This is a genomic window from Streptomyces sp. A18 (genome assembly GCF_059026065.1).
The window spans coordinates 202,840-215,582 of sequence record NZ_JBWLKL010000002.1; the positions used below are offsets into that span (position 1 = coordinate 202,840).

11 protein-coding genes and 1 pseudogene are annotated in these 12,743 nt (G+C 70.8%); 9 read left to right on the top strand and 3 right to left on the bottom strand.

Annotation, left to right across the window (positions count from 1 at the left end):
• Positions 1-62: 62 nt before the first annotated feature.
• From AC5P1C_RS03670 to AC5P1C_RS03685, 4 genes are all read left to right on the top strand, one after another.
• Complete coding sequence (locus AC5P1C_RS03670) at positions 63-659, top strand: DJ-1/PfpI family protein (protein WP_493864187.1); 597 nt, start codon at positions 63-65, stop codon at positions 657-659.
• Positions 656-1,120 (top strand): MarR family winged helix-turn-helix transcriptional regulator, encoded by a 465-nt coding sequence (locus AC5P1C_RS03675; protein WP_493864188.1) that lies wholly within the window; start codon positions 656-658, stop codon positions 1,118-1,120. Before AC5P1C_RS03670 ends, AC5P1C_RS03675 begins: the two co-directional genes overlap by 4 nt.
• A gap of 123 nt (positions 1,121-1,243) precedes the next feature.
• Positions 1,244-3,205: a serine/threonine-protein kinase gene (locus AC5P1C_RS03680; RefSeq protein WP_493864189.1), complete on the top strand. Its 1,962-nt coding sequence runs from the start codon at positions 1,244-1,246 to the stop codon at positions 3,203-3,205.
• A gap of 122 nt (positions 3,206-3,327) precedes the next feature.
• The gene (locus tag AC5P1C_RS03685; RefSeq protein ID WP_493864190.1) at positions 3,328-4,872 is read left to right on the top strand and encodes a substrate-binding domain-containing protein; all 1,545 of its coding nucleotides are present in this window, start codon (positions 3,328-3,330) and stop codon (positions 4,870-4,872) included.
• 153 nt (positions 4,873-5,025) lie between these two features.
• Here AC5P1C_RS03685 and AC5P1C_RS03690 read toward each other — a convergent pair whose 3' ends face one another.
• Positions 5,026-6,309: an adenylosuccinate synthase gene (locus tag AC5P1C_RS03690; RefSeq protein ID WP_493864191.1), complete on the bottom strand. Its 1,284-nt coding sequence runs from the start codon at positions 6,307-6,309 to the stop codon at positions 5,026-5,028.
• A 154-nt stretch (positions 6,310-6,463) separates the two neighbouring features.
• Here AC5P1C_RS03690 and AC5P1C_RS03695 point away from each other — a divergent pair, with 154 nt between their 5' ends.
• Positions 6,464-7,324 (top strand): diacylglycerol kinase family protein, encoded by an 861-nt coding sequence (locus AC5P1C_RS03695; RefSeq protein WP_493864192.1) that lies wholly within the window; start codon positions 6,464-6,466, stop codon positions 7,322-7,324.
• 242 nt (positions 7,325-7,566) lie between these two features.
• On the opposite strand, the gene AC5P1C_RS03700 is transcribed toward AC5P1C_RS03695, so the two are convergent.
• Positions 7,567-8,073 carry a GbsR/MarR family transcriptional regulator gene (locus AC5P1C_RS03700; RefSeq protein ID WP_493864193.1) on the bottom strand — a complete coding sequence of 169 codons (507 nt, stop codon included), beginning with the start codon at positions 8,071-8,073 and terminating at the stop codon, positions 7,567-7,569.
• 81 nt (positions 8,074-8,154) lie between these two features.
• Here AC5P1C_RS03700 and AC5P1C_RS03705 point away from each other — a divergent pair.
• From AC5P1C_RS03705 to AC5P1C_RS03720, 4 genes and pseudogenes are all read left to right on the top strand, one after another.
• Positions 8,155-8,298 (top strand): annotated as a pseudogene (locus tag AC5P1C_RS03705) (efflux permease Rv1217c-related protein); the annotation flags it as partial.
• Between the two features lie 214 nt (positions 8,299-8,512).
• Positions 8,513-9,859: a sensor histidine kinase gene (locus AC5P1C_RS03710; protein WP_493864194.1), complete on the top strand. Its 1,347-nt coding sequence runs from the start codon at positions 8,513-8,515 to the stop codon at positions 9,857-9,859.
• Positions 9,856-10,524, top strand: coding sequence for a response regulator (locus AC5P1C_RS03715; protein ID WP_493864195.1), 669 nt, complete (start codon positions 9,856-9,858; stop codon positions 10,522-10,524). The genes AC5P1C_RS03710 and AC5P1C_RS03715 overlap by 4 nt, the downstream gene beginning before the upstream one ends.
• A 19-nt stretch (positions 10,525-10,543) precedes the next feature.
• Positions 10,544-11,752: a cytochrome P450 gene (locus tag AC5P1C_RS03720; RefSeq protein ID WP_493864196.1), complete on the top strand. Its 1,209-nt coding sequence runs from the start codon at positions 10,544-10,546 to the stop codon at positions 11,750-11,752.
• Position 11,753: 1 nt separating this feature from the next.
• Here the strand turns inward: AC5P1C_RS03720 and AC5P1C_RS03725 are convergent, their stop codons facing one another.
• On the bottom strand, positions 11,754-12,632 hold the full coding sequence (locus AC5P1C_RS03725) for an alpha/beta hydrolase (protein ID WP_493864197.1): 879 nt from the start codon (positions 12,630-12,632) through the stop codon (positions 11,754-11,756).
• Positions 12,633-12,743: the final 111 nt, after the last annotated feature.

A 12,743-nucleotide genomic window follows, 5' to 3' on the forward strand; every position in this document is an offset into this window, starting at 1 on the left:
AGCATGCATACATAAGCACCGAGCGGCACCCAGCTCCCCGCCCACAGCCAGTGGAGGCAGTCATGACCCGCAAGCCCGTGCACCTCGCCGTCTACGACACGCTCGCCGACTGGGAGCCCGGATACGCCACCGCGTACCTCGCCCGCGCCGGTTACGAGATCCGCACCGTCGCAGCGGACTCACTCGACTCCGTCACCACCGTGGGCGGCGTCCGCATCCAGCCCGACCTGACCCTCGCCGACCTGCGGCCCGAGGACAGCGCGCTGCTGATCCTGCCGGGCGCCGACCTGTGGGACACGGGCGACGACCTCGCCCCCTTCGGCCGCGCGGCCCGCGCCTTCCTCGACGCGGACGTGCCGGTCGCCGCGATCTGCGGCGCCACCGCCGGGCTCGCCCGCGAAGGGCTGCTCGACGAGCGCGACCACACCAGCGCGGTGTCCTTCTACCTCACGGCCACCGGCTACAAGGGCGGCGAGCGGTACGTCGACGTGGACGCCGTCACCGACGGCGGCCTGACCACTGCGGGGCCGACCGAGCCCGTGGCCTTCGCCCGCGAGATCCTCGGGCGGCTCGGCGCCTTCGAGGGCGAGAAGCTGGACGCCTGGTACCGGCTGTTCCACGACTCGGACGCGTCTGCGTACGAGGTGCTCGAGTCGTGAGCGGCGACGCCCCCCACGGGAGGCGGGAGCAGCAGGAACTGTTCTCCCGCACCGCCATCGGCGTCTTCCGGCTCAACGGCCAATTCCTCTCCGTGGCGGATGAGTTGGCGAAGCCGGGCGGCCTCACCGCCGCCTGGTGGCAGGTGCTCGGCGCCGTCCTGCGCGAGCCGCTGCCCGTCGCCGGGATCGCCCGCGCGATGGGCATCACCCGGCAGAGCGTGCAGCGCATCGCCGACCTGCTGGTGCGGCGCGGCCTCGCCGAGTACGCGCCGAACCCCGCCCACCGCCGCGCCAAGCTCCTGCGCCCCACGGACGAGGGCCTGTCCGCCGTCCAGAGGATCAGCCCCGGCCACGCGGACGTGGCCGCCCGGCTGGCGGACGCGCTCGGCGAGGAGGAATTCGCCGAGACCGTACGGGTGTTGGAGCGGCTCTCCGCAGCCATGAAAGAGCTGGAGTCATGAAAATCCTGGGAGGGGATACGGAACAACCCGTTACGGAGCCGTAGCAGGCAGTCCGTGCCCCGATGTCCTATCGCCCCACTATCCTCGATCTGTTGCACACCAACGGGGGAGGTCGGCGCGGCGATGGAGAAGCTGGGACCCGGGGATCCACAGCGAATAGGCGCCTACCGGCTGCTCGCGCGACTCGGCGCGGGCGGCATGGGACACGTCTATCTGGCACGGTCCGACCGGGGTCGTACGGTCGCGGTGAAGCTGGTGCGTGAAGAACTCGCCGAGCAGGAGGAGTTCAGGAACCGCTTCCGGCAGGAAGTGCAGGCGGCACGGCGGGTCGGCGGCGCGTGGACGGCGCCGGTGCTCGACGCGGACACCGATGCGGCGATCCCCTGGCTGGCCACGGGATATGTCGCGGGGCCCTCCCTCCAGAGCGTCATCGCGCACGACCACGGGCCGCTGCCCGAGCGGTCCGTGAAGATACTCGCGGCAGGGCTCGCCCATGCCCTCAAGGACATTCACGCGGCGGGCCTCATCCACCGTGACCTGAAGCCGTCGAACGTACTCGTCACGATCGACGGTCCCCGCGTCATCGACTTCGGCATCGCCCGCGCCCTTGAGACGGTGACCGACGGCGGCCTGACCCGCACCGGCGCGCTCGTCGGCTCGCCCGGCTTCATGGCGCCCGAGCAGGTGCGCGGCGACCGCATCACACCGGCCTGCGACGTCTTCTGCCTGGGCTCGGTCCTCGCGTACGCGGCTTCGGGCGCGCTGCCGTTCGGCACCGCCAACAGCGGCGTGCACGCGCTGATGTTCCGCATCGCGCAGGAGGAGCCGAATCTGGAGGGGCTGCCGGAGGAGCTTGCCGAACTGGTAAGCGCCTGCCTGCGCAAGAACCCCGCGGACCGGCCGACGCTGCAGCAGGTCCTGGAGCGGACGGGGGCGGAGGACACACTCGGCGACGGCGGCCGGACGCGGGATCCCTGGCTGCCCGGCGCACTGGTGGCCCAACTGGGGCGCCATGCGGTGCAGTTGCTCGACACGGAGAACCCGGACGACGCCGGGTCCGGGTCCGGGTCCGGTACGAAGGAGCCTGCGGCGGAGGGCGATGGCAACGCCTCGGCGGCAGCGGCCGGGTCCGCCGCTGCGGCAGGCACGGCAGGTGCGGCAGGTGCGGCAGGCGCGGCGGCCGGAGCCGCGAGCGCCGAGCCCGAGCCCGTCGGCCGCGACACCCCGCCGCCGCCCGGAAAGCCGGGCGAGGCGGCCCCCTTGGACCACCTCCCCACGATGATCACCGGCCAGGCACCACCGCCCACTCCCCCGCCGGGCCCGGCGTACGGCTATCCCCAGCAACACCCACAGCAGCACCCCCACCCCCAGCAGCACCCCCAACAACCGCCGCCCGGCTACGGCTACCCCCAGCAGGGTCCGTTCGGCCCCACGCCTCCGTACGGCCCCCTCGTCCACCCCCAGGCCGAGCCCCCGCGCCGCAGCGGGCGGTCCACGGCCGCGCTCATCGCGGTGGCCGTCATAGTGGCCATAGGAGCGGGCGGCACGGTGTACGCGGTAATGAAGGGCGAGGGCAGCACGAAAGCGGGCGGCACCAGCTCCGAGTCGCCGTCCTCCAGCGCCCCTTCCACGCCGGGCACGCCGTCCGGGGACGAGGACGACGGGAAGCCGTCGGATCCCGACACTCCGCCCACATCCCCCGCGTCCAAGGACGAGGACAAGGACGAGGAGGGCGCGATCCCGGCCAAGTTCCTCGGCACCTGGAGCGGCTCCATCCAGAACGACCTGGGCGACAACTCCCGGCAGCTCGTCCTCCAGCAGGGCGAGGTCGGCGACACCGTCGTCTCGATCACGGCGGACGGCCCGACCGACACGGGCGGCACGTACCACTGCGTGTTCCAGGGCAAGTTGGAGTCGGCGAGCGGCAACACCCTGCGGATCGGACCGACGGACGTGATCGTCGGCCAGCCCGCGAGCTCCTGCAGGCCGGGCCAGGCGAGCACGGTCACGCTGCTCTCGAACGGCAGGCTGCACCGGGAGAACACGGGCACGGACAAGGGTCTGACGTACGACAAGGAGGGCTGAGCCCGTGACACGGGCCGCCGAACCAGCGGCCCCCCGCTCGTAGTTGAACCCCGGGCGAACAGATCCTGTCCGGACGGACAAGGGCCGTCCGGCGGCCGTTCCGGCCGCCTACCGTGCCGCCCATGAACTGGTTGAGCACCGAAAACATCATCGCCGTGCTCGCCATCCTGGTCGGCATCGCCGGCGCGTTCGTCCCCGTGCTGCTCGAACGCCGCGTACCACGCCGCAAGCGCATCGGCTACCGCAGGCAGATGGACACGGCGATAGGCGACAACGTCCGTACGGGCGACGCGAACGCGCGCCTCGGCCTCTTCGACGAGGACCCGGACATGTCGGACGCGACGCTGGTGCTCCTGCGCATCGAGAACGACGGCTCGCTGCCCATCGCCGTGGGCGACTACACGGGCCGCTCGCCGCACGGCCTGACGGCGGTCTTCGAGCAGCGCACGATCCGCGGCGTCGCGGTGACGCTGCCGCCCGAGGCCGACCACCTGATGGAGCACTTCGGGCCCGACACGAGCCTCGGCTACGAGGAAGGCAGACTGCGCATCCCGCGCGTGCCGCTCAACCGCGGTGAATACTACAAGCTCCTCGTCCTGCTGACCGGCGGCCCCGTCGACAGCGGCTACACGGTCATCGGCGGCATCGAGGGCGGCGAGACGCACGAGAACCACAGCGCGGCCCCCGACGAGAAGCCGCCGGTATTCAGCAGGCTGTCGCAGCGGGTGGCCATCGCGCTGAGCCTGGTGATCCTCGGCCTCGCGGGCCTCATCCTGCGCCCCGACACCCAGCCGCCGCCCTCGTACTGCGGGAAGGGCACGCTGACCCTGACGGGGTCGACGGCGTTCGAGGAGGTCGCGACCGAGCTCGCGGAGAAATACATGGAGGCCTGCGACGGCTCGACGATCAAGGTGAACGCGCACGGAAGCCGGGGCGGAGTGCGGGAGTTGGCGGCCATGGGCGCCGACTCCGATGAGGGCGAGGACGGTTCCCCGCCGGTGATCGCCTTCTCCGACGGGCCGCGCCCCTCCAGCTATACGCAGCTGAGCGAGACGCGGGTGGCGGTCTCCCTCTTCGCCCTCGTCGTGAACGACGAGATCCCGCTCAAGAACCTCTCGTCGCGGGATGCGGGTCGTCTCTTCAGGGGCGAGATCCGCAACTGGAACGAGCTTCCCGGCGGACCGAACCGCCCGGTGGTCCTGGTGAGCCGCGGTTCCAGCTCAGGCACGCGGGTCACTCTCCAAAAGCAGGTCCTGAAGGGCGGTCCGGAGATCCAGGAGTCCTCCAGCGACTGCCTGACCAAGGACATCAGCCCGTCCGCCCCGGTCATCCGCTGCGAACTCGACGACACGGACCAGGTCTTGGACACCGTCGCCTCCACCCCGGGCGCGATCGGCTACAGCGAACTCCGCAAGACGACCACCCTCAAGGACACGCACCGCCTGAACCTGAACGGCCACGCCCCGTCCATCGACGGCATCCAGTCCAGCGGCTATCCCTACCGCGAGATCGAGTACGCCTACACCTACGGCAGCCCGCCCGCCGACTCCCTGGCGTCGAGCTTCCTCGCGTACGCACTCCGCGGAAACGGCCAGGACGTGATCCGCACCCACGGCCATCTGCCGTGCGATACGCCGGTGGGCCTTCGGATGTGCGGGGAGGAGTGAGCCCCAAGGCCTGTCGGTTCTGGCCCGCGCGGCGGAGGTAGATCCGTCGTCCTCCCCGTCTGCGTCCGCGCGTGACCGGACGAACGGAAGGGGCGCCCCGGCCAGGCCGGGGCGCCCCTTCGTCGCACAGTGACCGCTGTTGAGCAGCCGCCCTCAGATGAACGAGTTGATCTCGATCGTCTCCGTGCGGCCGGGGCCGACGCCGATCGCGGAGATCGGTGCGCCCGACATCTCCTCGAGCGCCTTCACGTAACCCTGCGCGTTCTTCGGCAGGTCGGCGAAGGTCTGTGCCTTGGTGATGTCCTCGGACCAGCCGGGGAGGTACTCGTAGACGGGCTTCGCGTGGTGGAAGTCCGTCTGGTTGTACGGGAGTTCCTCGACGCGCTTGCCGTCGATCTCGTACGCGACGCAGACCGGGATCTGCTCCCAGCCCGTCAGGACGTCCAGCTTCGTGAGGAAGAAGTCCGTCAGGCCGTTCACCCGGGTCGCGTAGCGCGCGATCGGCGCGTCGAACCAGCCGCAGCGACGGTCGCGGCCGGTCGTGACACCGCGCTCGCCGCCGATGCGGCGCAGGTCCTCGCCGTCCTGGTCGAAGAGCTCCGTCGGGAACGGGCCCGCGCCGACGCGCGTGGTGTACGCCTTCAGGATGCCGATGACGCGGCTGATCTTCGTCGGGCCGACGCCCGTACCCGTGCAGGCGCCGCCCGCGGTCGGGTTCGAGGAGGTGACGAAGGGATACGTGCCGTGGTCCACGTCCAGGAGCGTGCCCTGGCCGCCCTCGAAGAGGACGACCTTGTCCTCGTCCAGCGCGTTGTTGAGGATCAGGGTGGTGTCGGCGACGTACTGCTTGATGTTCTCGCCGTGCTCCAGGAGCTGCTCGACGATCTGGTCGGCCTCGATGGCACGCCGGTTGTAGAGCTTGGTCAGGAGCTGGTTCTTGACCTCGAGCGCCGCCTCGACCTTCTGCTGCAGGATCGACTCGTCGTAGAGGTCCTGTACGCGGATGCCGGTGCGGTTGATCTTGTCGGCGTAGGTCGGGCCGATGCCGCGGCCCGTCGTGCCGATCTTCCGCTTCCCGAGGAAGCGTTCCGTGACCTTGTCGACGGTCACGTTGTACGGCGTGATGATGTGCGCGTTACCGCTGATCAGCAGTTTCGACGTGTCGACGCCGCGCTCGTTCAGACCGCTCAGCTCGGAGAGCAGGACCGACGGGTCGACGACGACACCGTTGCCGATGACAGGCACGCAGTCCGGGGAGAGGATCCCGGAAGGGAGGAGATGCAGCGCGTACTTCTGGTCGCCTACGACGACCGTGTGGCCGGCATTGTTGCCGCCCTGGTATCGCACCACATAGTCCACGGAGCCACCGAGCAGGTCGGTGGCCTTTCCCTTGCCTTCGTCACCCCACTGAGCACCGAGCAGCACAAGTGCGGGCACAGGCGTACACCCCTTCCGGGCGGGGCATGTCCAAGGTCAGGGGCCGTAGCCGCCATATGGGTGTGCCTTGGATGCTGCCCCGGAATAGACGAAGCCCCTGGCGCAATAGCGCAAGGGGCTCTTGCACAAAGATGCTACCCGAGGAAGGACGGACGTGTCGGCTCGCGATCAGCTGCTAGTCGTCATCGACCCGGTCGCCCGGCGCACGGACGGTGAGTCGGTACGGATCGCGAAGGACGTGCTCGGCGCGGCTGCGGCCGTCCGGATCTGCCTTCCTGACGGACCCGAGGACTTCGCAAAAGCCCTGGCCAGAAGGGGTGCGCGGCGTCCGGTGGTGATCGGCGACGACCGGGCGCTGCTGCGTGCCGTGACCGTCCTGCACCGCGAGCGCGAGCTCGATTCGTGCACGGTTTCGGTCGTTCCGGTGGGCGCCGCACAAGTCCTTTCACGCTCGCTCGGAGTGCCGCCGGGGGCCGTGGCGGCGGCACGAGCGGTGCTGGAAGGGGTCGAGCGGCGGCTGGATCTGCTCGTCGACGACAGCGACGGGGTGGTCCTCGGCAACCTTGGAATCCCGCCCGTAGCCGCATCCCCCGCCCCCTCCCCCTCTCCCTCATCCTCCTCATCGGCGTCCGGGGGCACGGCGATGGACGGCCGCCCCTGGCTGCGCACGTGCCAGTCCTTCGTACGCACCCTGACCCGCCCCTCACGCGTGACGTCGGCGCCGGGCCCCGCGCCGACGCGGCTGCGGGTGGAGGCGGACGGCGTGGTCGTGGTGGACCTGGACCAGCCGGTGGAGAGCGTCTCGGTACGCCCGCTGACCGATGGCTTCGCGGAGGTCGAGGTCAGACCCACGTCGGTGGGCGCGGCGGCCGAGACGCTGCGGGCACGGGCCCGGACGATCACGGTGTCCGGCGCGGATTTCCGCTACCGGGCGGATGCGGTGGTCGGGGGGCCGGTGCGGACGCGGACTTGGGCGGTGCGGGCCAATGCTTGGGGCTTGATGCTGCCCCGGTGACGACCGCTTTCCCGCCCCCCGACGGCCACCGCGACCCTTCGCCTGCGGCACCGCTCTCGCCTGGCGTGCCGCGCTTCGCCTGCGGCACCGTTCGCCCTGGCCGGGCGTCGTTCGTCTGCGACGCCGTTCTCGCCCGGCCCGCCGCTTCGCGGCGGATCTTTCCCGCCCACCCACCCGATTACCCCGCGGCGCCGGGGTGTCTTGTGGGTGAGCGGGGGCGTCCGCTGCGGGGCGGCAGGGCGTTACTTGCCGAACAGGTTCTCCCGGTGCTCGCGCCAGCGGGCCAGCATTCCTGCGATCTCTCCTTCGACGAACTCGAAGAAGGCGAGCGTCTCGGCCATGCGCAGGCCCGCGGGGGTGTCGGGGCCAAGGCTGGTGACGCCGTCTCGTAGGGCCGCCTCCCAGCGCTTGAGTACGCCGTCGCGGTTGGCCAGAGCCTCGTACCACTGGTTGCTGTGCACCCGGAAGAGATCCCGCCGTGAGCCGGGGTCGCGCTCCCTGGAGACCATGTGCTGCTGCGTGAGGTAGCGGACCGCGCCCGATACCGCCGCCGGGCTCACCTGAAGCCGTTCTCCCAGCTCCGCCGAGGTCAGTGCGCCCGCGTCCGACGCGAGGAGCGCCGCGAAGATCCTCGCGGGCATCCTCGGCATGCCCGCCTCGACCATTTGGGCGGCGAACTGCTCCACGAAACGTGAGACGACCGCATCGTCCCGCACACGTACCGCCTCTTCGTCGGACCCCTTGGGCATCTGCCGATCATCTCCCCTGCTCGTCGGACGGGGCCAAGTTTATACGCTTCCTTAACTTCACAAGTTTGTGAAAGTATGGCGATGGACGTTTCTCCCTTCGGTCACCTCCCGAAGCTGCCGGGCTCCGCGATGGCCTGGGGGCCGGTGATCTCCCTGATCGCCCTCGCGGCGGCGCTGACCGCCGCGGGCCTGGCGGGCCTGCGCCGCAGGGATCTGACGACCTGACCCGCGTTCCCCTGGGCGCAAGGACCTCTCCCGCCCTCCCCCAAACTCTTGAGGAGCAGGGGACCCCCACAGCGAGGACGGACATACCGGCGCGGCACCGACCCACGACGGAGGGGCACCGCACTCGCACCCCACGTAGTACCTGCGACGGACCCCGCGGAACCCATCCCTGAGGGGACGCCCCCGGCAAGGCCGCCCCCGTACCTTCGTAAGCGTGACTGACGCGACCAAGACCGCCGACCCCAGCAGCACCCACAGCAACGGCAGCAACCGCAGCCCGGAGTTCCGCCTGGCCATGGGTGCTCTCGGAGGGCTTCGGCAGGATCTCTTCCGGGATGCCTTCGCCTACCGACCGCTGCCCGCGATGCGTACGGACGGCCCGCTGACCCGGCGCCTCCCCGCACGCATACGTCAGTACGCCGGCTGGGCCCCGCACGCGGCGATCGGAACCGCCGCCTTCTTCACCTTCCTCCTCGCCCTCGCGGTGAACTCCGGCGGCCTCGACTACGTGCTCACCGGCCTCATCCCGGCCGCCGCCGTGGTCATGACCATGATCAGGCCCGTCGGCGCCTGGTGGGTCCTGCTCGCGGTCACGCCCTTCGCGGGCGCCCTCGCCGGCTACTACGACGGCTATCCCTGGCCCCCGAGCGTCTTCCTCGCGCACCTCACCGTGATGACGGTGATCACCCTGCGGACCCGCCCGCGCACCGCCGCGTGGATGTGGGTCGGCACAGTGCTGTACGGCATCGCGGCCGAGGTCTTCCTCAGCCCGGGGTACACCACCAACCTCCCGGAGATGCTCTTCTTCTCCGCGCTCACCCTCCTCGCCGCATCCCTCGTGCACATCCGCCGCGAGGCCCAGCGCGAGGTCACCGTCCAGCGCACCGTCACCGCCATCGAGCGCGACAAGCGCACGCTCCTGGAGGAGCGGACGACCATCGCGCGCGAACTGCACGACGTCGTCGCGCACCACATGTCGGTGGTCGCCATCCAGGCGGAGGCCGCGCCCTACCGCGTCGAGAACCCGCCGCCCGAGCTGGAGCAGGCCTTCGTCACGATCCGCGAGAACGCCGTGGCCGCGCTGACGGAGCTGCGCCGCGTCCTCGGAGTCGTACGCGCGGAGGACTACGAGGCGCCGGACGCCCCGCAGCCCACCCTTGCCGACCTCGACCGCCTCATCGCGAACGTCGCGGAGACCGGACTGAACGTCGAGAAGGTCGTCACCGGCGCCGTCCGCGAACTCCCGCAGGGCGTCGAGCTCTCCGCGTACCGCATCGTCCAGGAGGCCCTGAGCAACACCCTGCGCCACGCCCCCGGCGCCACGGCCCGCGTCGAGGTCGGGTACGTCCTCGGCGGGCTCGGTCTGCGCATCGTCAACGGGCCCGCGACCGGCCTGGTCAAGCCCTCACCCGGCGCCGGTCACGGCATCACCGGCATGCGCGAGCGCGTCACCATGCTGGACGGCGAGATGACGGCCGAGGAGACCGCCGACGGCGGCTACGAAGTCACCGTCTTCCTGCCCGTCGCGTCCGCCTCGGAGCCCACCGGAGGCCAGGAATGACGATCCGCGTACTGATCGCCGACGACCAGATGATGGTCCGCGAGGGCTTCTCCGTCCTGCTCAACGCGATGCCGGACATCGAGGTCGTCGGAGAGGCGGTCAACGGCCGCGAGGCGGTCGACCGCGTCCGCGAGCTCACCCCGGACGTCGTCCTGATGGACATCCGCATGCCCGTCCTGAACGGCATCGAGGCGACCCGCGAGATCGTCGCGGCGGACGTCACGTCGAAGGTCCTCGTCCTGACCACCTTCGACCTGGACGAGTACGTCTACCAGGCACTGCGCGCGGGCGCGTCCGGCTTCCTCCTGAAGGACGCGTCGGCTCGCCAACTGGCGGACGGGGTACGGGTGGTGGCCGCCGGGGAGGCCCTGCTCGCGCCCTCCGTCACGCGCCGCCTCATCACGGAGTTCTCCAAGCTGGGCGAGACGCCCCGCCTCTCGGCGACGGTCCAGGCCCAGCAGTACGGCGAGCTCACCGAGCGCGAGACGGAGGTCCTCGTCCTCATCGCCCAGGGCCTGTCCAACGGTGAGATCGCCTCGCGCCTCGTCGTCGCCGAGTCGACGATCAAGACCCACGTGAGCCGCATCCTGGTGAAACTGGGCCTGCGGGACCGCACCCAGGCGGCGGTCTTCGCGTACGAAGCAAGGCTGGTCACGCCCGGCTGACCCGCACTACGGTCCCCTCATGGACGCTCCCTTCGCCCCCTGGTCACCGGAGTTCATCGCCGACCCCTACCCGGCCTACGCGCAGCTGCGGGCCGCCGGGCGGGTCCACTACTTCGGGCCCACCGACCAGTGGCTGATCCCGCACCACGCCGACGTGTCGGCGCTGCTCCGGGACCGGCGGCTCGGTCGGACCTATCTGCACCGGTTCACGCACGAGGAGTTCGGGCGGCAGGCGCCGCCGCCCGAGCACGAGCCGTTCCACGTCCTGAACGACAACGGCATGCTCGACCTGGAGGCACCGACCCACACCCGCATCCGCCGCCTGGTGTCGAAGGCGTTCACCCCGCGCACGGTCGAGCAACTGAAGCCGTACGTCGAGGGGTTGGCCGACCGGCTCGTACGGGACCTGGTGGCCGACGGGGGCGGGGACCTCGCCGCCCGCGTCGCCGAGCCGCTGCCCGTGGCCGTCATCGCGCAGATGCTGGGCATCCCGGAGTCCGACCGGGATCAGCTGCGCCCCTGGTCGGCCGACATCTGCGGGATGTACGAACTGAACCCCTCCGAGGAGACCGCGTCCCGCGCGGTGAGCGCCTCGCTCGAATTCTCTGCGTACCTGCGCGAACTCATCGCCGTACGGCGCGAGAAGCCCGGCGACGACCTGATCTCGGGGCTCATCGCCGCGTACGAGGAAGGGGAGTCCCTCAGCGAGCAGGAGATGATCTCCACCTGCGTGCTGCTGCTCAACGCGGGTCACGAGGCGACGGTCAACTCCACCGTCAACGGCTGGTACGCCCTCTTCCGCAACCCCGCCCAACTCGCGGCCCTGCGCGCGGACCCCGGCCGCCTGATCCCCACGGCCGTGGAGGAGTTGATGCGGTACGACACCCCACTGCAGCTCTTCGAGCGGTGGGTCCTCGACGACATCGAGGTCGGCGGCACCGTGATCCCGCGCGGCAGCGAGGTCGCCCTCCTCTTCGGCTCCGCGAACCACGACCCGGCGGTCTTCGCCGACCCCGCCGAACTGGACCTGTCCCGCGCGGAGAACCCGCACATCTCCTTCAGCGCGGGCATCCACTACTGCATCGGCGCACCCCTGGCCCGCATCGAACTGGCCGCTTCCCTGGGCGTGTTGCTCCGCCGCGCCCCCGAGCTGCGGCTCGCTTCGGAGCCGGAGCGGAAACCGAACTTCGTGATCCGGGGACTGCGGCAGCTCCTCGTGGAGGTCTGACTCAGAACGCCAGTTGCGCGATCTCCTCCGCCACCACCGCACAGGCGTCCGCCGCCGGGTCGATCAGCGGGAAGTGCCCCACGTCCTCGAGAAGCGTGAACCCCACCACTTCGCCCGCCTTCGCCGCCGCGTCGGCGTACGCCTCGGAGACCTCCTGCGGCACGACGATGTCCGTACGCCCCTGAACGATGGCCGTGGCGATCCCGGTCGGCAGCAGGGCCGCGGGGTCGGCGTGCGGCAGCCGCTCGTCGAACTTGTCTTTCCCGCCGAGCAGTTGGAGAGGGGCATCCGAACAGACACCCAGCTCCTGCGCGACACGGAAGTCGACGATGGGCGCGAGGGCCACGACACCGCGCAGGGGCGCGGGGCGGTCGGTGCGCCAGGGGGAACCTGCGGGCAGTACGTGGCGGGATGCGACCCAGAGGGCGAGGTGGCCGCCCGCGGAGTGACCGATGACGACGGTGCGGCGGGTGTCGGCCGCCGGCAGGTGCTCCCGCGCGAGGGCGGGGAGCGCGTCGAAGGCGGCGGCGACATCGTCGAAGGTCTCGGGCCAGCGGCCCGCGACGGGCCCTTCCCCCTGCGCGGGGATCGAACTCCCCTTGCGGTACTCGACGTTGGCGACTGCGAAACCACGCCTGGCGAGGAAGTCCGCGAAGGGCGTCATGTGCGCGCGGTCGTACGGGGCACGCCAGGCGCCGCCGTGCAGGACGACGACGAGGGGGGCGGGGGTCGCGAGGGCGACCCGGGGTTCGTAGAAGTCGACCACCTGGTCGGGGTGTTCGCCGTAAGCAGCGGTGGCGTCGGGCGTCACCGCGGGGTGCGAGAAGGCGGCTTCGGCCTCGGTGGCATCGCGGGCCACGGCGTCGGCGTCGTCCGGCATGCGACAACCTCTCTGCGGGGAGTGGAGCTGCTGCGGGTGGGTGTTCATTTGATCTTCCCCTACCCCGCCCCTTCCCGATACCGGGGTCCCGCCCCGGACCCGCCCGGGAAG

Excerpts from the sequence above, each read along its gene's own strand:
- AC5P1C_RS03670 (WP_493864187.1), top strand. The coding sequence starts at position 63 with ATGACCCGCAAGCCCGTGCACCTCGCCGTCTACGACACGCTCGCCGAC.
- AC5P1C_RS03680 (WP_493864189.1), top strand. The coding sequence starts at position 1,244 with ATGGAGAAGCTGGGACCCGGGGATCCACAGCGAATAGGCGCCTACCGG.
- AC5P1C_RS03685 (WP_493864190.1), top strand. The coding sequence starts at position 3,328 with ATGAACTGGTTGAGCACCGAAAACATCATCGCCGTGCTCGCCATCCTG.
- AC5P1C_RS03700 (WP_493864193.1), bottom strand. The coding sequence starts at position 8,073 with ATGCCCAAGGGGTCCGACGAAGAGGCGGTACGTGTGCGGGACGATGCG.
- AC5P1C_RS03715 (WP_493864195.1), top strand. The coding sequence starts at position 9,856 with ATGACGATCCGCGTACTGATCGCCGACGACCAGATGATGGTCCGCGAG.
- AC5P1C_RS03720 (WP_493864196.1), top strand. The coding sequence starts at position 10,544 with ATGGACGCTCCCTTCGCCCCCTGGTCACCGGAGTTCATCGCCGACCCC.
- AC5P1C_RS03725 (WP_493864197.1), bottom strand. The coding sequence starts at position 12,632 with ATGCCGGACGACGCCGACGCCGTGGCCCGCGATGCCACCGAGGCCGAA.